This window comes from Kitasatospora sp. NPDC059795, from assembly GCF_042732175.1.
Taxonomy (GTDB): Bacteria; Actinomycetota; Actinomycetes; order Streptomycetales; family Streptomycetaceae; genus Kitasatospora.
In genome coordinates this window covers 39,715-57,304 of the sequence record NZ_JBHWID010000019.1, presented here as the reverse complement: position 1 = coordinate 57,304, position 17,590 = coordinate 39,715, and the positions used below count along the sequence as shown (strand labels likewise).

The window sequence follows — 17,590 nt, the reverse complement described above, 5'->3', positions numbered from 1 at the left end:
CCCATCATCCCGCCCGGGCGCGGCGCCCGTCACCTGGTTAACCCGGCACAATGGCGGGCGTGATCGAGCTCGGCTACTCCCTCTCCAACCGCTTCCCCGACCCCCCGCAGACCGACTACCGCACCGCACCGGTCCGCGCGCTGCGCCACGACCTGTTCGCGGGGGACGTCTACCTGGAGAGCGACGACGGCACCGGCGTCGAGACCCTCTGGGGCTGGGTGCCGGTGCTGGACTTCGCCTGGGCGCTGTGCGACGTCGTCGAACGCCTCGACGAGGACCCGCGCGGCAGCCGCGAGGCCCGGGTCCGCACCGAGGACCTCGACTTCACCCAGAACACCGAGCTGCTGCGCTTCGCCCGCCGGTTCGGCTGGGTGGAGATCACCGCCACCTGGCGTCCGGACGACGAGCCGGTGGTGGTCCGGCACGCCGAGCTGCGCCGGGAGGCCCGGGACTTCCTCCAGGACGTGCTGGCCGACCTGACCGAGCTGCACGAGGACCTGGCCGACAATCCGAACATCTGGACCGTGCAGGGCCGGTACCCGAGAATCTGACCCGGCGTCGGACGGCCCCGCACCCCGTGTGGAACCAAAGGCCGCCCGTCCCGCGTTCTCTGGGCAAAACCGACCGAACCGACCGAAGGGACACCACAGACCATGCCCGTGAGCCTCACCAAGGGTGGCAACGTCTCGCTGACGAAGGAGGCCCCCGGCCTGACGGCGGTCACCGTCGGCCTCGGCTGGGACGTGCGCACCACCACCGGCACCGAGTTCGACCTGGACGCCAGCGCGATCGTGCTGAACGGCGAGGGCAAGGTCTACTCCGACCGCCACTTCGTCTTCTTCAACAACACCAGCACCCCGGACAGCACCGTCGTCCACACCGGCGACAACCGCACCGGCGAGGGCGACGGCGACGACGAGCAGGTCAACGTCAACCTGGCCGCACTGCCCGCCGACGTCACCCGGATCACCTTCCCGGTGTCGATCTACGACGGCAACGGCCGCGGCCAGAGCTTCGGCCAGGTCCGCAACGCCTACATCCGGGTGCTCAACCAGGCCGGCGGCGCCGAGCTCGCCCGCTACGACCTCTCCGAGGACGCCGCCACCGAGACCGCGATGATCTTCGGCGAGCTGTACCGCAACGGCGCCGAGTGGAAGTTCCGCGCCATCGGCCAGGGCTACGCCTCCGGCCTGGCCGGCATCGCCCAGGACTTCGGCGTCAACGTCTGACGCACCGGCACAGCCGGAAGGGCCCCCGCTCCGTCAGGAACGGGGGCCCTTCCGCGTGGTCACGGCCGGCCGGCCCGCAGCTCGGGCAGCTCCAGCAGCTCGGTCTCGTCGTGCGGGGTCAGGTCGACCACCTCGACGGGCTCGGTGTCGGACTCCGCGTGCTGGTGGCTCGGCGGCTGCTCCACCGCGCGGTGCGCGGGCTGCCCGGCGTCCACCGGCGCGGCGTCCAGCACCGCGTAGCGCTCGCTGTCGGCCAGTGCCTCGTCGCCCACCACGTCCGCCAGGTCGCCCACCGCCGGGGCCGGCGCGGCCGCCCGCAGCGCGGCCCGGGCACTGCCCGGCCGGCCGAAGAAGCTGAACGCCGCTCCCCGCGGCCGCTGCGGGGCCGCCTGCTCCGCGGCCTGCGGGCGCGGGCCGGGCAGCGCCGGGCCGACCGGACGCAGCGCCGCCGAACCGGTGGCCGGCACCGGCTCCGGCATCTTCGGCCGCAGCTCGACCTGGGCCCGCTCGTCCACCGCGCGCTGCGCCTCGGCGGACACCGCGCGCTGCGCCTCGGCGGACACCGCCTGCCGCTCCAGGTGCCGCATCGCGGCCTGTGCGCGGACGAACGCGGCCGGGGTGACCGGGTGCTTGGGACGGGACTCCTCGACGGCCCGGCGGGCCGCCTCGGCCTCCTTCAGCGCCTGCTCGGCGACCAGCACGGCGCGCTCGCGCAGCAGCCGGGCGATCTCCGTCTCCGCCTTCGCCAGCCGGGACTTCTCCGCGGTCAGCCGCCGCCCGAAGCGGGTGGCCCGCTCCTCGGCGACCTCGGCCGCGTACTCGGCCTCGGCGATCTGCTCCTCGTAGCGCTCCTCGGCACGCAGCCGGCGCGTCATGGCCAGCTCGACAGCGGCCCGGGCGGCCCGGTCGCGCTGCCGCAGCACCAGCGCCAGGCCGACCACCGCGACCACCGCGGCGACGCCGACCGAGCGGGCCACGATCTGGTCCGGACTGGCCACCAGCGCGGCCACCGCCGCGACCACGAGCACACCGGAGGCGACCGGTGGCAACGACCGGCCCAGGACGGAGGAATGACGGTGGCGTCCGCGAGGCATGGCTAGAAACTAGCGTGCGAGTCGCGGCCCTGTCAGCCTCGCCCCCCATTCCGCCCTTGACACGCCGACAGAAACACGGGCCGCGTCCGAACCGTCACGCAGTGCGAGCAGCGGCCTCAGCGGGAGGAGGCGGCCGTGCCGCGCGGGTGCTCCGGGTCGTCGTGGTCCTCCGGAAGCCGGCAGATGTGCTGCAGCCACAGCGCCACCGCGATCACCGCCGCACCGGCCAGCACCGCGAACAGCGCGGTGGCGGCCTGCGCCCGACGGGCGGCGACCTCCAGCGAGCCGAGCAGGAACACCCCGACGCCCGCGTACACGCCGGTCACCACCGCCGACACCAGCGCGCTGGCCTGCCCCAGCACCAGCGCCCGCGCCGCGTGCAGCGGATCGACCCGCTTCGCGCCCGGCTGCCGCTCCCGCATCGCCTTCAGCCGCGACCGCAGCGAGATCGCCACGGCCAGCAGCACCACGGCGATCGCCGCCAGCACGTACGGCGCGTACGCGGGCACTCCGGGCAGCGTGCCCAGCGAGTCCCACAGCCGGGCACCGCCCCAGGACAGCAGCCCCGTGATGGCGGTGATGCCGAGCAGCAGGCGGAGACGGAGCGGCTTCACGCGGACGGGCTTCCTTCCAGTGGTTCGACCCGGCCCTGCACGGCCCGGGAGTTCGGCGCGGCGACCAGCCCACCGTACCGGCCGGGCCGCACCCGCAGGGAGCTACGGCCGTGGCCGGCCGGAAGTTCCCGGACGGCTCACTCCGGCAGTCGCAGCTGCAGGTCGGCGCGCAGCCGCACGCCCTGGCCCTCGGCCCCGCCGAGCGCCGCCAGCAGCTCCGCGACCGGCCCGTGCCCGGGCACCTCGGCCTGCGGGTCGGCGTCCTGCCACGGCGCCAGCACGAACGCCCGCTCGTGGGCCCGCGGGTGCGGCAGCGTCAGCTGCGGGTCGTCGCTGCGCACGCCCTCGTAGCTGAGGATGTCGACGTCCAGCGTGCGGGAGCCCCAGCGGACGGCCCGCACCCGGCCGAACGCGTCCTCCACGGCGTTGGCCCGCTCCAGCAGGTCCTGCGGCGGCAGCGAGGTGCGCAGCAGCGCGACGGCGTTGAAGTAGCTGGGCTGGTCGGCGGGCCCGCCGACGGCGTCCGTCTCGTACACCGCGGACAGCGCGGTCACCCGTACGCCGGGCGTGTCCTCCAGCGCGTCGACCGCGCCCTGCAGGGTCTCCAGGCGGTTGCCCAGGTTGCTGCCGAGCGCGATCGCGGCGTCCCGCGACTCGTGCATGGTGGATTCCACGCGGTCCACCTTGCCCTGCAGGTCGAACGTGGTCGGCGTGGCGGTCGGGTCTGTGGTGGCCATGGGAGTTCCCTCCACTCGGGCTCCACCGGGCGCCATCAGGCGCGGCCCCGGCGGATCGTGATGGTGACGTCGTCGAACGGGACGGTGATCGGGGCATCGGGCTTGTGCACGACGACCTCGACCTCCTCGACCACCTCGTGCCGCAGGCACTGGTCGGCGATCCGCTGGGCCAGCGTCTCGATCAGGTCGACCGGATCGCCCGCGATCACCGCGGTGACCTCCTCCGCGATCACGCCGTAGTGCGCGGTGCGGGTCAGGTCGTCACTCGCGGCGGCCGGCCGGGTGTCCAGGAACAGCGTCAGGTCGACGACGAAGGTCTGCCCCTCGATCCGCTCCCGCTCGAAGACGCCGTGGTGGCCGCGGGCACGGAGCCCACGCAAGGTGACGCGGTCCAGCACAAGAATCACTGCTCCCAGCTGACGGCCCCGCCGAAGCGGGGACCGGCGGGCATCGTCGCCCGCCGCCCCTCGAATCTACCTTCGAGCGCCGACCCTCCCGGACCGCCTCCCCGGCCGCCCACCCGATCGGACCGGCCACCGCGGCCCTTGACGGGCGGCGATCACTCGTCCTCGTCGTCCTCGTCGTCGCCACTGGTGAGCACCGGCGAACCATGGTGCGACCACAGCTTCCAGCCGTCCGGAGTGCGCCGGAACAGGTTCGTCGACACGACCTTCCCGCCCACCAGCGGCCCCAACTCGCCCTCCTCTTCGGGCTCGCCGCCGGACAGAATGTTCTCCGTACAGGTGACCAGCGCCACATCGCCCTGCACGTCCACCTCCACATCCGTCAGGAAGAACTGGATGTACTCGGTGTTCGCCATGATCAACATGTACGAGCGGGTCACCTGGGCCCGGCCCACCAGCGCCGGCCAGCCCGGGTGCACACAGAACACCCCGCCCTTGTCGTCCGCCTCGCCCGGGCCCAGCCAGATCGACTCGACGGCGTCCAGGTCGCCGGTCTCCAGAGCCTCGTACAGCGCCTGATTGGCCGCCAGCACGGCCTCCTCGTCCGGTTCCAGCGCCGCCGCCCGGTCGTTGCCGCTCACTGCCTCCGCCACGTCTACCCCCTCTGCTCGGCCTGCTCCCAGGCCGCCACGACTCGTACGGCGTCAGCCGTGCCGGACACGTCATGCACCCGCACCGCCCAGGCGCCCGCCTTCGCCGACAGCACCGAGACCGCCGCCGTCGCGTCGTCCCGCTGCCGCGCCGGGCGCAGCTCCCCGGTTTCCGGGTTGGCGAGCAGCGTACCCAGGAAGCGCTTGCGCGAAGCCGCGACCAGAACCGGCCGACCGAGCGCCGTCAGCGCGTCCAGCCGACCCAGCAGCGCCCAGTTGTGCGCGCTCGTCTTGGCAAACCCCAGGCCCGGGTCCAGGATCAGCTGATCCTCCTTCACCCCCGCCGCGAGCAGCTCCTCCACCCGGTCGGACAGCTCCCGCACCACGTCCGCGACCACGTCGTCGTACACCGCCTGCGCGTACATGTCCGCCGACTGCCCGCGCCAGTGCATCACCACGAACGGCGCGCCGGTCTCGGCGACCACGTTCGCCATCTCCGCATCCGCGAGTCCTCCGGACACGTCGTTGACGATCGCCGCACCCGCCTGCACCGCGGCCCGCGCCACCGCCGCCCGCATGGTGTCCACCGACACCACCACCCCCGCCCGGGCCAGCTCCGTCACCACCGGCACCACCCGGCGCAGCTCCTCCTCCTCCGTCACCCGCACCGCCCCCGGCCGGGTCGACTCCCCACCCACATCGACCAGATCCGCCCCCCGCGCCACCAGGTCCAGCCCGTGCGCGATCGCCTTCGCCGGATCCAGCCACATCCCCCCGTCCGAGAACGAATCCGGCGTGACGTTCACCACCCCCATCACCGCACAACGGTCCAGGACGGGCAGGCCAGGGAGGTTCTCGCTCATAAGACCCATTATCGACGCAGCCGGCCACCCCCGACCGGCCGGGGAACCCCGCAAGCGGGTCGGGTGCGAAAAGGCACCCGCCCGCAAGGTCGCGACGCCGGCAATGACTTGCCATCGATCGCGACCTCACGGACGGGTCTGCGCTTGCGCCCCTGGTGGTGCTCCCCGCTACGCCGCCCTGCCGAGCTCGGCCGGAGCCTCCGGCATGAGGCCCTGCCGCTGCCGCTTGCGCCCGAATCGCGGCATGCCCAGCGTGATGAAGGCCTCCGCCTGCATCGCCGCGAAGCCGATCCGCGGGAGGTCGCGGGTGTGCTTGTAGACCAGGAACCGCGGCTCCCAGGTCGGCTGGAACTTCGCGTTGAACTTGTACAGCGACTCGATCTGGAACCACCGCGACAGGAAGACCAGCAGCCCGCGCCAGGCCCGCAGCACCGGCCCCGCGCCGATCCGTTCGCCCCGGGCGAGCGCCGAGCGGAACATCGCGAAGTTCAGCGAGACCCGCCGGACGCCCATCGCGCCGACCTCCTGGAGGGCCGCGACGATCAGCAGCTCGTTGAGGCCGGGGTCGGCCTCCCGGTCGCGGCGCATCAGTTCCAGCGAGATGCCGTCCTCGCCCCAGGGGACGAAGTGCAGCACCGCCTTCAGGTCGTCGGAGCCGCTCTCGTCGCCTTCCGGCGCCTTGTGCGCCGTGACGACGACGCACTCGTCGTCACCGACCTCGCCGAAGCGCCCGAGCGCCATCGAGAAGCCGCGCTCGGTGTCGGTGCCGCGCCAGCGGGCCGCCGCGTCGGCGATCTGCCGCTTCTCCTCCAGCGTGAGGTCGCCGACCCGGCGGACCTTGCAGGAGTAGCCGTTGCGTTCGATCCGCTTGACCATCTGGCGGACGTTGCGCATGGCGCGGCCGGAGAGCGAGAAGGTGGAGGTGTCGACGATGGCCTCGTCGCCGAGTTCGAGCGCGTCGAGGTCGGCCTCACGGGTCCAGACCTCGCCGCCGACCTCGGAGCAGCCCATGACGGCGGGCACCCAGGCGTGCTCGCGGGCGGTGGTCATGAAGACCTTGATCGCGCCGGGCCAGGCCTCGACGTCGCCGACCGGGTCGCCGGAGGCGAGCATCACGCCGGAGACCACCCGGTAGGAGATCGCGGCCTTGCCGGTGGGCGAGAACAGGACGCTCTTGTCGCGGCGCAGGGCGAAGTAGCCGAGCGAGTCGCGCTTGCCGTGCCGGGCGAGCAGCTCGCGGACCTTGAGCTCGTCCTCGGCGGTGAGCTCGGGTTCGGGCTTCTCGGGGCGGAGCGCCAGGTACGCGGTGGTGAGGGCGGTGAGCAGGCCGAGCCCGCCGAGGGAGTAGGCGACCAGGTCGCTGACCCACTCCTTGGTGTAGTGGATCGGGCCCTCGAAGCCGAACAGGCCGTAGCCGACGTGTTCCAGGCGCTGGAACAGCGTCGGGTCGCCGAGTTCGTCCTTCCAGCGGACGGACACGATGGCGAGGCCGATCAGCGCCGAGACGGCGCCGAGCACGACGAAATTGACCACCGCGCGCCAGCGGGTGCGCGGGTCGGCCTTGGCGTAGAACTCGCGCTGGTGGATCAGCATCAGCACGAACAGCGCCAGCGAGATCGCGGCCTGGCCGAACTGGTGCCAGCGCAGCATGTGCAGCGCGGCGCCGACCGGCAGCAGCACGCAGACGGCGCGCCAGGCGCGGCGCTTGCGGCGGCGCAGGGCGTGCGCGAGCAGCACCAGCAGCATGCCGACCATCAGGGTGCCGGCGGCGGCCAACGTGGTGGTGCCGCCGGGCAGTTGGCCGGCCCAACTGTGCATCCTGGTGGCCCGGAAGCGGGGGAAGACCGCGCCGACGATGTCGATCAGTCCGATCGCCAGGCAGGCGTACCCGACCGCGCCCGGCACCCATGCCCGCGGTACGGCGGAGGCCTGGGACCGGAGCGCCTTCAGCCCACGCCGGCGGGGCTGGTCGGACGTCGTCTCAGCGGACACGGGAGCGCTCATGAGAACCCAGCCTAGAGGCACCCGGGCGCTGCTCGCGCACCCCGGGACCCGGGTTGTGATGAACCTTCATGACTGTTCCTTTTTCTGGCAATCCGCACGTCAAGAGGGGTCCACCGGACGGATGAGGGGGTCCGCCGGGGGCTCGGTTCGAACGGGTGCACTCGTCAGACCGGGGGACGCGGCGGGTACTACCGATGCCGCACCCGTGGCCGCCGACTCGGCGGTTCGGCGCGATTCCAACCCGTGGACGCCGCATTCTAGGGCGACGGTTCCCGTTCGTGCAGTCATCCGGTCGTACTGGTTTCCGACGCTCGGTCAGACTACCCCCACTCGCACCAGACGGACCGTCAGACAACGTTGACCGAGCGGGATTCGAGGAGGGCCGGAAGGCATGGAGCTGACCAGCCGGACACTGGTGTACGCGCTGATCGCGGTGGGAACGGCGGCCCTGGTGGCCACTCTCTGGCTGTGGCCGCGGCTGTCCGCGCAGCGGCCGCTGCCGATGCTGGGACGACTCGGACTGCTGGCGGTCACCCAGGTGGCGGTGCTGTCGGTGCTGCTGCTGTCGGTGAACAACGCGTACGGCTTCTACACCTCCTGGAACGACCTGCTGCGCCCCGGCGCAGGAGCCCCGTTGGCACTGACCTCCGGGCGCGCCCCCGGCGCCGCCCCCGAGAGCGACAAGCTGGTGCAGCCGACCACCGAGGGCGGGCTGGAGACGGTCAAGGACGTGTTGCCGCCCGGTCCACCCGAAGAGGTCGGCCGGGTCGATTCGGTGAAAGTGACCGGCGCCGAGTCCGGCCTGTCCGATCAGATGTTCGTCTATCTGCCACCGGAGTACTTCAACCCCCGCTACAACCGCGAGCACTTCCCGGTGCTGCTCGCCCTGGCCGGCTACCCCGGTCCGACCCTGCACCTGGTGGAGAGCCTGCAACTGCCGCAGACCGCCGCCGAGCTGCAACGCACCGGCCAGATGGCCCCCACCGTGATCGTGATGGCCCGCCCCACCGTCGCCCCGCCGCGGGACACCGAGTGCGTGGACGTCGCCGGCGGCCCGAAGACCGAGACCTGGTTCGTGAAGGACCTGCCGGCCGCGCTGCGCTCCGCGTACCGGGTCGGCCGGGCGGCGGAGTCCTGGGGTGTGTTCGGCTACTCCACCGGCGGGTCCTGCGCGCTGCGGCTGGCGATGCGTCACCCCGACGTGTACCGCAACGCGGCCGGGATGCACCCGGACTACACGGTGCCGAACGACCGCTGGACCGACGGCGACCTGTTCCGGGGCGACGCCGACGCGGCCCAGAAGTCCGACCTGAACTGGCGGCTGAAGAACCTGCCCGCGCCGTCCGCGGCCCTGCTGGTGGTCTCCACCCACGCCGAGGACGACTACCCGGCGACCGAGCGGTTCCTCACCGCCGCCAAACAGGCCTCCGACGACCACCCGGAATTCCTGGTGGACTCACTGCTGTTGCCGGACGGCGGCCACTCCTTCGACACCTGGCGCCGCGAACTGCCGGCCACCCTGGAGTGGCTCAGCGACCACCTCACGCCCCCGCAGGACCGCGAACCGCGGCCCTGACGGGGGCGCACCCGATCAACGACCGATGATGAGGCTCATCGCCTCGGCCCGGGTGGCGGGGTCGCGCAGCTGGCCGCGGACCGCCGAGGTGACGGTGGTCGCCCCGGGCTTGCGGATGCCGCGCATCGACATGCACATGTGCTCGCACTCGATCACCACGATGGCGCCGCGCGGCTCCAGGATCCGCATCAGCGCATCCGCGACCTGGCTGGTGAGCCGCTCCTGCACCTGCGGGCGGCGGGCGAACACGTCGACCAGGCGGGCCAGCTTGGACAGGCCGGTGATCTTGCCGGTGGTCGCGGGGATGTACCCGACGTGCGCGACGCCGCGGAACGGCACCAGGTGGTGCTCGCAGGTGGAGAACACCTCGATGTCCTTGACCAGCACCATCTCGTCGTGGCCGAGGTCGAAGGTGGTGGTGAGCACCTCCTCCGGCTGCTGCCACAGACCGGCGAATATCTCGCGGTAGGCGCGCGCGACCCGGGCCGGGGTCTCCAGCAGGCCCTCGCGGTCCGGGTCCTCGCCGACCGCGATGAGCAGTTCGCGGACGGCGTTCTCGGCCCGCTTCTGGTCGAACTCGCGGACGGGGGACTCACCGTCGAGCGTCACCGGATCGATCATGCGTGCCTCGCTGCTCGTGAAAGGGAAAAGTTTCCGTGCAGCACGAATGCCGCGCCTCCAGGGTACAAACCCCGGAAACGCGGCATCCATTCCGAACAGGTGCTCGGGTCGATCAGCTGTCGACCTGGCCGCCGTCGGCCGGCGGGAGCTTCACGGTGTCGACCGGGCTGTCGGTGCCGGAGACGGCGCCGTTGGTCAGCGCCAGCTCCTTCGGCGACTGCACCGGCGGCCGGGTGGACGGGGTGCGGCGGGCCGAGCCGGTCCACGCCGGACGCGGGGGACGCTTGATGACCGGAGCGAAGACCTCGGCGATCTGCTCCTTGTTCAGCGTCTCCTTCTCCAGCAGTTCGAGGACCAGGTTGTCGAGCACGTCGCGGTTCTCGACCAGGATCTCCCAGGCCTCGTTGTGCGCGGCCTCGATCAGCTGCTTGACCTCCTCGTCCACCAGCCCGGCGATCTCCTCGGAGTAGTCGCGCTGGTGGGCCATCTCGCGGCCCAGGAAGGGCTCGGAGTCGGAGGAGCCGAACTTGATCGCGCCCAGGCGCTCACTCATGCCGTACTGGGTGACCATGGCCCGCGCCGTGGCGGTGGCCTTCTCGATGTCGTTCGAGGCGCCGGTGGTCGGGTCGTGGAAGACCAGTTCCTCCGCCGCCCGGCCGCCCAGCATGTAGGCGAGCTGGTCGAGCATCTCGTTGCGCGTGGTCGAGTACTTGTCCTCCTCCGGCAACACCATGGTGTAGCCGAGCGCCCGGCCCCGGGACAGGATGGTGATCTTGTGCACCGGGTCGGAGTAGTTGCAGGCCGCCGCGACCAGGGCGTGACCGCCCTCGTGGTACGCGGTGATCTTCTTCTCCTTGTCGGACATGATCCGCGAGCGCTTCTGCGGACCGGCCACGACGCGGTCGATCGCCTCGTCCAGCACGTTGTTGTCGATCAGCTTGAGGTCCGAGCGCGCAGTGAGCAGCGCGGCCTCGTTCAGCACGTTCGACAGGTCGGCGCCGGTGAAGCCGGGGGTGCGCTTGGCGACGGCCGAGAGGTCGACGTCGGGCGCGATCGGCTTGCCCTTCTGGTGCACCTTGAGGATGTCCAGGCGGCCCTGGAGGTCCGGGCGGTCGACGGCGATCTGCCGGTCGAAGCGGCCGGGGCGCAGCAGCGCCGGGTCCAGGATGTCGGGGCGGTTGGTGGCGGCGATCAGGATGACGCCGCCCTTGACGTCGAAGCCGTCCATCTCGACCAGCAGCTGGTTGAGGGTCTGCTCGCGCTCGTCGTGACCGCCGCCGAGACCCGCACCGCGGTGCCGGCCGACGGCGTCGATCTCGTCGACGAAGATGATCGCCGGGGCGTTGGCCTTGGCCTGCTCGAAGAGGTCGCGGACCCGGCTGGCGCCGACACCGACGAACATCTCGACGAAGTCCGAGCCGGAGATCGAGTAGAACGGCACGCCCGCCTCGCCCGCGACGGCGCGGGCCAGCAGGGTCTTGCCGGTACCGGGCGGGCCGTACAGCAGCACGCCCTTGGGGATCTTCGCGCCGACGGCCTGGAACTTGGCCGGTTCCTGCAGGAACTCCTTGATCTCGTGGAGTTCCTCGACGGCCTCGTCGGCGCCCGCGACGTCCGCGAAGGTGGTCTTCGGGGTGTCCTTGGTCAGCAGCTTGGCCTTGGACTTGCCGAACTGCATGACCCGGGAGCCGCCGCCCTGCATCTGGTTCATCAGGAACAGGAAGACCACGACGATGATCACGATCGGCAGCATCGAGAAGAGCAGGCTGACGAAGGTCGACTGCTTCTCGGGGCTGACGGTGTAACCGTCCGGGATCTGTCCGGCGGCGTACTTGGTCTGCAGGTTCTTGGCCAGGTCGGCTGCCTGGGCGTCGCCGGTGTAGGAAGCCTGGAAGTTGGAGCCGGACGGCGACTTGCCGTTGGCGCCCGGCTTCAGCTTCTGACCGTCCTGCAGCTTGATCTTGATGAGGTTCGAGTCACCGGTGGTGAGCTGCGCCGACTTCACCTGGTTGTTGTCGATCGCGCTGATGATCTGACCGGTGTCCGCCGTCTTGTAGCCGCTCGAATCCGAGACGAGCTCCATCAACGCGAACACGGCGAGGGCGGCCAGCACGACCCACATGATCGGCGCACGGAAGTATCGCTTGACGTCCATCCATGCGGGGCGTCACCGCCCCGTCCCTCCTGCCATTCAACGGGCGCTGCTCGGCTGGGGGCCGCGGCGCTTCCGATATGTGCTCGTCAGACGAGCGGTTGATTGGACCGTACCGCAGCGGGCCCCGCTCACGACGGGATCACACCACGGTGCGGTCTATTTTCCTACCCCCGCACAACGGGTGGGAACAGGGCCCTGTTCCCACCGGTCGCCCGAACGGTTCAGCCCCCGTAGACGTGCGGGGCCAGGGTGCCGATGAACGGCAGGTTGCGCAGCTTCTCCGCGTAGTCCAGGCCGTAGCCGACCACGAACTCGTTGGGGATGTCGAAGCCGACGTACTCGACGTCGATCTCGACCTTGGCCGCGTCCGGCTTGCGCAGCAGGGCGCAGACCTTCAGCGAGGCCGGACCGCGCGAACCGAGGTTGCCGAGCAGCCAGGACAGCGTCAGACCGGAGTCGATGATGTCCTCGACGATCAGCACGTCACGGCCCGCGATGTCGGTGTCCAGGTCCTTCAGGATGCGCACCACGCCCGAGGACTTGGTGCCCATGCCGTAGGAGGAGACCGCCATCCAGTCCATGGTGACCTGGCTGTGCAGGGTCCGGGCGAGGTCCGCCATCACCATCACGGCGCCCTTGAGGACGCCGACCAGCAACAGGTCCTTCCCCGCGTAGTCCTGGTCGATCCGCGCGGCCAGCTCCACCAGCTTGGCGTCGATCTCGTCCTTGCTGATGAGCACCTTCGCGAGGTCTGCGCCCATGTCGTTCTGGTCCACCGGGGATACGTCCTCAAACGTTCGGGGTCTGGGTTCGGCGGCGGTAGTACGACTGGTTCGTGCTCAGTCGCCCTGCCGCCGAAACACCAGCGTGCCACACCGCCGCACGGCTTCGACGCCCCCGGGTAGGTGCAGGGGGCCTTGGCCGCGCCAGCCGGTGACCAGCGAGTCCACGGTTTCCAGGTGCCTGGCGAACAGGTCGCCGGCCGGGCAGCCCGCGCGCAGGGCGGCGCGACGCAGCACCCGGCGGCGCACCGCGGGGGGCAGTTCGGAGAGCTTGCCCACGTCGAGCGCCCCGTCGGGGGCCCGCAGGTCGTGCTCGGCGAGGGCCGCCCACTGGTCCAGCGCGTCGGCGTCGTCGCGGAACAGCCGGGCGGTGCGGGCCAGCGCCTCCACCACGCCGCCGCCGAGGTGCTTCTCCAGCACCGGCAGCACCTCGTGGCGGACCCGGGAGCGGGTGTACGCCGGGTCGGTGTTGTGCGGGTCGTCCCAGACCGGGATGGACTGCGCGGTGCAGGCCTGCCGGGTGGCGGCCCGGTCCAGCTCCAGCAGCGGGCGGCGGTAGTGGCCCTTCTGGGCCGGCATGCCGGCCAGCGAGCGGGCGCCGGAGCCGCGGGCCAGGCCCAGCAGCACCGTCTCCGCCTGGTCGTCGCGGGTGTGGCCGAGCAGCACGGCGAGGGCGCCGAGGCGTTCCGCGGCGCGGTCGAGCGCGGCGTAGCGGGCCTCCCGGGCGGCGTTCTCCGGGCCGCCCTCGCGGCCGACGTGCACCGCGACCGCCTCCACCGGGTCCAGGCCCAGCTCGCGCAGCCGGACGGCGACCTGCTCGGCGCGTTCGGCGGAGCCGTCCTGCAGGCCGTGGTCGACGGTGACGGCGCCGACCCGCAGGCCGAGCTTGGGGGCCTCGAAGGCGGTGGCGATGGCCAGCGCCATCGAGTCGGCGCCGCCGGAGACCGCGACCAGCACCAGCGGGGAGCCGGGGGCGGCCGGGGTGCGGGGCAGGCCGGAGGGGTGGCGGCGGGCGTTGCCGATCAACGTGCCGGGCACCGTGGCGGTGGTGGCCAGCGCGGGCAGCGGGGCGGTCTGCGCCGGCGGCGCGCTGCGGGCGCGCACCGGCCCGCCCGGGGTGACGCCGGCCTCGGCGGCGAGGTCGGCAAGGGTACGGCGGACGGCGAGGCGTATCGCCGCGACAGCGGGGTGTGGGCCCATGGTTGGCACTCCTTGGCGGAGGGGGTTCGGGACCGCCTGTCAGCTCTCGGTCACCAGGCGCTCACAGATGGTCGCAGAATCCGGCCTCCGCCCACGCCACCCGCGCCAACGGCGGATCCACGGTCCCACGTACGGGTGAATGGAGAAACGTTACGTCTGCCGCCAGGTGTACGACTCGCCCGCGTGACCGTCCACGCCGGGCCGCGCCGTGACCGCCAAGGGGTCCGGTCGTCAGCCGACCACCCGGGCCACCCAGGACGCCGGGTCGTGGATCTCGTCCTTGGTGGGCAGCGTGTTCGGCGAGGTCCACACCCGGTTGAACCCGTCCATCCCGGCCCGCTCCACCACGCCGCGCACGAACACCGCGCCGTCCTGGTACTGGCGCAGCTTGGCGTCCATGCCGAGCAGGCGGCGCAGCACCAGGTCGAGCCGGCCGTTGCCGCGGTCGCGGCGGCGCTGGAACTTCTCCCGGATCTCGGCCACCGAGGGCACCACGGCCGGGCCGACGCCGTCCATCACCACGTCGGCGTGGCCCTCCAGCAGCGACATCACGGCGGTCAGCCGGGCCAGGATCTCCCGCTGCGCGGGCGTCTGCACCAGGTCGGTGAGGCTGCCCGCGGTGGAGCCGTTGCCGCGGCCGGCCAGGCCGCCGAAGGCCTCGCGCAGCCGGTCCAGCAGCGCCGACGGGTCGACGTCGGTCTGCGCCAGGAACTCCTGCACCTCGGACTGGATGTGGTCGCGCAGCCAGGGCACGGCGGTGAACTGGGTGCGGTGGGTCTCCTCGTGCAGGCACACCCAGAGCCGGAAGTCGTGCGGGTCGACGCCGAGTTCGCGCTCCACCTGGACGATGTTCGGGGCCACCAGCAGCAGCCGTCCGGGCGGCGTCGCCAGGCCCCGGCGCGGCTGGTCGAACAGGCCCTCGGGGCTGTCCGGGGCGGTGGGCAGCTCGGCGGGGGCGAAGGTCTCGTACTGGCCGAGCACCTTCCCCGACAGGAACGCCAGCACCGCGCCGACCTCCACGCCGGTGGCCTTGGCGCCCACCGAGCCGGCCGCCGCCGCGCCCGGGCCGTCCGGGCGGCGGGCCGCCAGGCGGTCCGTCAGCGGGCGGACCACGGTGCGGAAGCCCGCCACGTTGGCCCGCACCCAGCCGGGCCGGTCGACCACCAGGACGGGGGTGCCGGGAGTCTCCTCGCCCATCCCCATCCGGGTGAACTCGCGGACGTGCCGCTCGGCCTCGACGGCGTGCCGGCGCAGCTCGGAGACCACCAGGCGGGCCTCCTCCCGGCCGACCCGGGGCCCGGGCCGGGCGAGGCGCACCGCGGTCGCCACCGCGAGATCCCAGTCGACCATCTCCGCACCGCTGTTCGCGCTCGTCATGCCCTCACGGTACGTGCTCGCCACCGCCCGGGGGAGACAACGGCGGCGGCCGATCGACGGGCCGACGGGCCGTCAGCACCCGCAGGCGGCGATCTTCGCGACGATCCGGTCCATCGCGGCGCGGGCCACGAACGGGTCGGCGCCGGTCCGGGTCATCAGCGCGAACACCAGGACCCGGCCGTCGGCGTCGACCAGCGTGCCGGCCAGCGTGTTGACGCCCGCCAGGCTGCCGGTCTTGGCGCGCACGATGCCGGCCGCCTCGCCGGCCCCGGACTTCGCGCCGTACCGGCCGGCCAGGGTGCCGGTGAAGCCCGCGATCGGCAGGCCGGTGATCACCGGGCGCAGCTCCGGGTGCCGTGGGGAGGCGGCCTCGGCGAGCAGCTTCACCAGGACGGTCGGCGGCAGCTGGTTGGCCTTGGCCAGGCCGCTGCCGTCGGTGAGCACCACGCCCGTCAGCGGCAGGCCGAGCTTGCCGAGTTCGGCGGTGACGGCGCTCGCGGCGCCCTCGAAGCTCGCGGGCTGCTCGGCGGCGAGCGCGACCTGCCGGGCGACGGCCTCGGCGAGCTGGTTGTCGGAGGTGGTGAGCATCCGTTCCACCAGCCGTCCGATCTCCGGCGACTCCACCCGGGCCAGCTCGGCGGCCCCGGCGGGCGCGGTGGCCTGTCCGGCCTTGTTCTGCACGGTGATGCCTTCGGCCTTCAGCAGGTTCGCGAAGGCCTCGACGGCCTGCCCGGCCGGGTCGGACACCCGCTGCGGGGCCTCCTCCTGGGAGCGCGGGTCGGACCTGGCCTCGTCGATCATCAGCGGGGCGACCGCGGCGATGTTCGTCCCGTCGTGCTCCTTGTGCAGCAGCGGGCCGGTGTACAGCGAGGCGTCGTAGGAGAGCTTGACGCCGGTGGCGCCGGCCGCCTTCAGCGCGGCGGCGGTGCGGTGAGCCAGGTCGGCCAGCGAGGCGGGCGCGCTGTCCGCGTCCACGGGGGCGCCGCCGATCCGGACCTGGTCGACGGGCAGCACCGTCAGCGTGGGGTCGCCGCCGCCGACCAGGGTGATCTCGCCGGGGGCGCCCTGCACCACGGTGGTGGCGATCCGGCGGTCGGCCGGCAGCAGGGCCAGCGCGGCGACGGCGGTGGCCAGCTTGGTGGTGGAGGCGGGCGTCGCCGGGGTGTTCTCCTGGGCGCCTAACAGCAGCTCACCGGTGGCGGCGTCGGCGACCGCGTAGCTCAGGGTGCCCAGCGACTTGTCCTGGACGGTGCTGCCGACCGCGCTGCGCAGCGCGTTGCCGTTCGGGGCGCGACTGTCCCCGGCGTCCCCGGCGGACAGCACCGGGCCCTTGACGGGCACCGCGCGCCGCCGGTCGCCGTGCCGGTCCTGCCGGCCGTGCCCCTGCGGGTCCCCGTCCTGGTGGTGCCCGTCGTCCGGGCGTCTGCCGTGCCCGTCCGAGCGGCCTGCGCTCGGCGAGGGCTGCGCCGTCGCCGGGTCGGCGACGGTCAGCACCCCCGCGGCCAGCGCCACCCCCAGGACCCCCGCGAGCGCCGTTCTGCGCCCGCGTCCCACCCCTGTCCCTGATCTCACCGACCGGCCCCTTTCAAGAGCACTCCCCGTCGTAGGAGACACTTGGATTCTGTCAGTCCCAGACCTTGGAGGAACCGTTGGAGTTCGACGTCCTGATCGAGATCCCGAAGGGCTCGCGCAACAAGTACGAGGTCGACCATGAGTCCGGTCGCCTGCGCCTGGACCGCATGCTCTTCACCTCGACCCGCTACCCGGCCGACTACGGCTACGTCGAGGGCACCCTCGCGGACGACGGCGACCCGCTGGACGCCCTGGTCATCCTGGACGAGCCGACCTTCCCCGGCTGCCTGATCAAGTGCCGCGCCATCGGCATGTTCCACATGACCGACGAGGCCGGCGGCGACGACAAGCTGCTGTGCGTCCCGGCGACCGACCCGCGCTGGTCGCACCTGCAGGACCTGCAGGACGTGTCGGAGTTCGACCGCCTGGAGATCCAGCACTTCTTCGAGGTCTACAAGGACCTGGAGCCGGGCAAGTCCGTCCAGGGCGCCGACTGGGTCGGCCGGGCCGAGGCCGAGGCCGAGATCAACGCCTCGATCAAGCGCCTCGAGGAGCAGGGCGGCCACTGAGCCGCGACGCCCTCCGGGGCGGCCCTCAACACCCGTGCGAGGGGCGGGGGGGCCGGTTGGGACACCCCCCCCCCGCCGGGTTGTGGGGGGCCGGTCACGCGGCGTCGGAGCGCCGGCACCCCACCAAAGCGCCCCCCAGGTAA

Annotated in this window: 17 protein-coding genes; 4 read left to right on the top strand and 13 right to left on the bottom strand. The window is 72.5% G+C overall.

Annotation, left to right across the window (positions count from 1 at the left end; genetic code table 11):
• The first annotated feature begins 59 nt into the window (after positions 1-59).
• Together ACFV4P_RS30540 and ACFV4P_RS30535 are read left to right on the top strand one after the other, a co-directional pair.
• Positions 60-551: a hypothetical protein gene (locus tag ACFV4P_RS30540; protein WP_380476643.1), complete on the top strand. Its 492-nt coding sequence runs from the start codon at positions 60-62 to the stop codon at positions 549-551.
• Between the two features lie 102 nt (positions 552-653).
• Complete coding sequence (locus tag ACFV4P_RS30535; RefSeq protein WP_380476641.1) at positions 654-1,229, top strand: TerD family protein; 576 nt, start codon at positions 654-656, stop codon at positions 1,227-1,229.
• 59 nt (positions 1,230-1,288) lie between these two features.
• Here the strand turns inward: ACFV4P_RS30535 and ACFV4P_RS30530 are convergent, their stop codons facing one another.
• The 7 genes from ACFV4P_RS30530 to ACFV4P_RS30500 form a co-directional block, all read right to left on the bottom strand.
• The gene (locus ACFV4P_RS30530) at positions 1,289-2,323 is read right to left on the bottom strand and encodes a hypothetical protein (protein WP_380476639.1); all 1,035 of its coding nucleotides are present in this window, start codon (positions 2,321-2,323) and stop codon (positions 1,289-1,291) included.
• Positions 2,324-2,439: 116 nt separating this feature from the next.
• The gene (locus ACFV4P_RS30525; RefSeq protein WP_380476637.1) at positions 2,440-2,937 is read right to left on the bottom strand and encodes a DUF3180 domain-containing protein; all 498 of its coding nucleotides are present in this window, start codon (positions 2,935-2,937) and stop codon (positions 2,440-2,442) included.
• Positions 2,938-3,074: 137 nt separating this feature from the next.
• On the bottom strand, positions 3,075-3,710 hold the full coding sequence (folK, locus tag ACFV4P_RS30520; RefSeq protein ID WP_380476635.1) for a 2-amino-4-hydroxy-6-hydroxymethyldihydropteridine diphosphokinase: 636 nt from the start codon (positions 3,708-3,710) through the stop codon (positions 3,075-3,077).
• A complete protein-coding gene (gene folB, locus ACFV4P_RS30515) occupies positions 3,710-4,069 on the bottom strand; it encodes a dihydroneopterin aldolase (RefSeq protein WP_043916702.1) in 360 nt (119 codons plus the stop codon). Before folB ends, folK begins: the two co-directional genes overlap by 1 nt.
• A gap of 164 nt (positions 4,070-4,233) precedes the next feature.
• Positions 4,234-4,731, bottom strand: a complete 498-nt coding sequence (locus ACFV4P_RS30510; RefSeq protein ID WP_083646774.1) for a nuclear transport factor 2 family protein — start codon at positions 4,729-4,731, stop codon at positions 4,234-4,236.
• Between the two features lie 2 nt (positions 4,732-4,733).
• Positions 4,734-5,600 (bottom strand): dihydropteroate synthase, encoded by an 867-nt coding sequence (folP, locus tag ACFV4P_RS30505; RefSeq protein WP_380476633.1) that lies wholly within the window; start codon positions 5,598-5,600, stop codon positions 4,734-4,736.
• A 159-nt stretch (positions 5,601-5,759) separates the two neighbouring features.
• Complete coding sequence (locus ACFV4P_RS30500) at positions 5,760-7,595, bottom strand: phosphatidylglycerol lysyltransferase domain-containing protein (protein WP_380476631.1); 1,836 nt, start codon at positions 7,593-7,595, stop codon at positions 5,760-5,762.
• 391 nt (positions 7,596-7,986) lie between these two features.
• Between ACFV4P_RS30500 and ACFV4P_RS30495 the strand changes: the two genes are divergently transcribed.
• Complete coding sequence (locus ACFV4P_RS30495; protein WP_380476629.1) at positions 7,987-9,171, top strand: alpha/beta hydrolase; 1,185 nt, start codon at positions 7,987-7,989, stop codon at positions 9,169-9,171.
• A gap of 15 nt (positions 9,172-9,186) precedes the next feature.
• On the opposite strand, the gene folE is transcribed toward ACFV4P_RS30495, so the two are convergent.
• The 6 genes from folE to dacB form a co-directional block, all read right to left on the bottom strand.
• Positions 9,187-9,792 (bottom strand): GTP cyclohydrolase I FolE, encoded by a 606-nt coding sequence (gene folE / locus ACFV4P_RS30490; protein ID WP_380476627.1) that lies wholly within the window; start codon positions 9,790-9,792, stop codon positions 9,187-9,189.
• Positions 9,793-9,904: 112 nt separating this feature from the next.
• Complete coding sequence (gene ftsH, locus ACFV4P_RS30485; protein WP_380476626.1) at positions 9,905-11,947, bottom strand: ATP-dependent zinc metalloprotease FtsH; 2,043 nt, start codon at positions 11,945-11,947, stop codon at positions 9,905-9,907.
• 221 nt (positions 11,948-12,168) lie between these two features.
• The gene (hpt, locus tag ACFV4P_RS30480; RefSeq protein WP_073811605.1) at positions 12,169-12,723 is read right to left on the bottom strand and encodes a hypoxanthine phosphoribosyltransferase; all 555 of its coding nucleotides are present in this window, start codon (positions 12,721-12,723) and stop codon (positions 12,169-12,171) included.
• 63 nt (positions 12,724-12,786) lie between these two features.
• Positions 12,787-13,929: a tRNA lysidine(34) synthetase TilS gene (gene tilS, locus ACFV4P_RS30475; RefSeq protein WP_380476623.1), complete on the bottom strand. Its 1,143-nt coding sequence runs from the start codon at positions 13,927-13,929 to the stop codon at positions 12,787-12,789.
• A gap of 231 nt (positions 13,930-14,160) precedes the next feature.
• Positions 14,161-15,306 (bottom strand): zinc-dependent metalloprotease, encoded by a 1,146-nt coding sequence (locus tag ACFV4P_RS30470; protein WP_380476621.1) that lies wholly within the window; start codon positions 15,304-15,306, stop codon positions 14,161-14,163.
• A gap of 72 nt (positions 15,307-15,378) precedes the next feature.
• Positions 15,379-16,818: a D-alanyl-D-alanine carboxypeptidase/D-alanyl-D-alanine-endopeptidase gene (gene dacB / locus ACFV4P_RS30465; RefSeq protein ID WP_380476619.1), complete on the bottom strand. Its 1,440-nt coding sequence runs from the start codon at positions 16,816-16,818 to the stop codon at positions 15,379-15,381.
• Positions 16,819-16,955: 137 nt separating this feature from the next.
• Between dacB and ACFV4P_RS30460 the strand changes: the two genes are divergently transcribed.
• Positions 16,956-17,447 (top strand): inorganic diphosphatase, encoded by a 492-nt coding sequence (locus tag ACFV4P_RS30460; RefSeq protein WP_380476617.1) that lies wholly within the window; start codon positions 16,956-16,958, stop codon positions 17,445-17,447.
• Positions 17,448-17,590 lie beyond the last annotated feature (143 nt).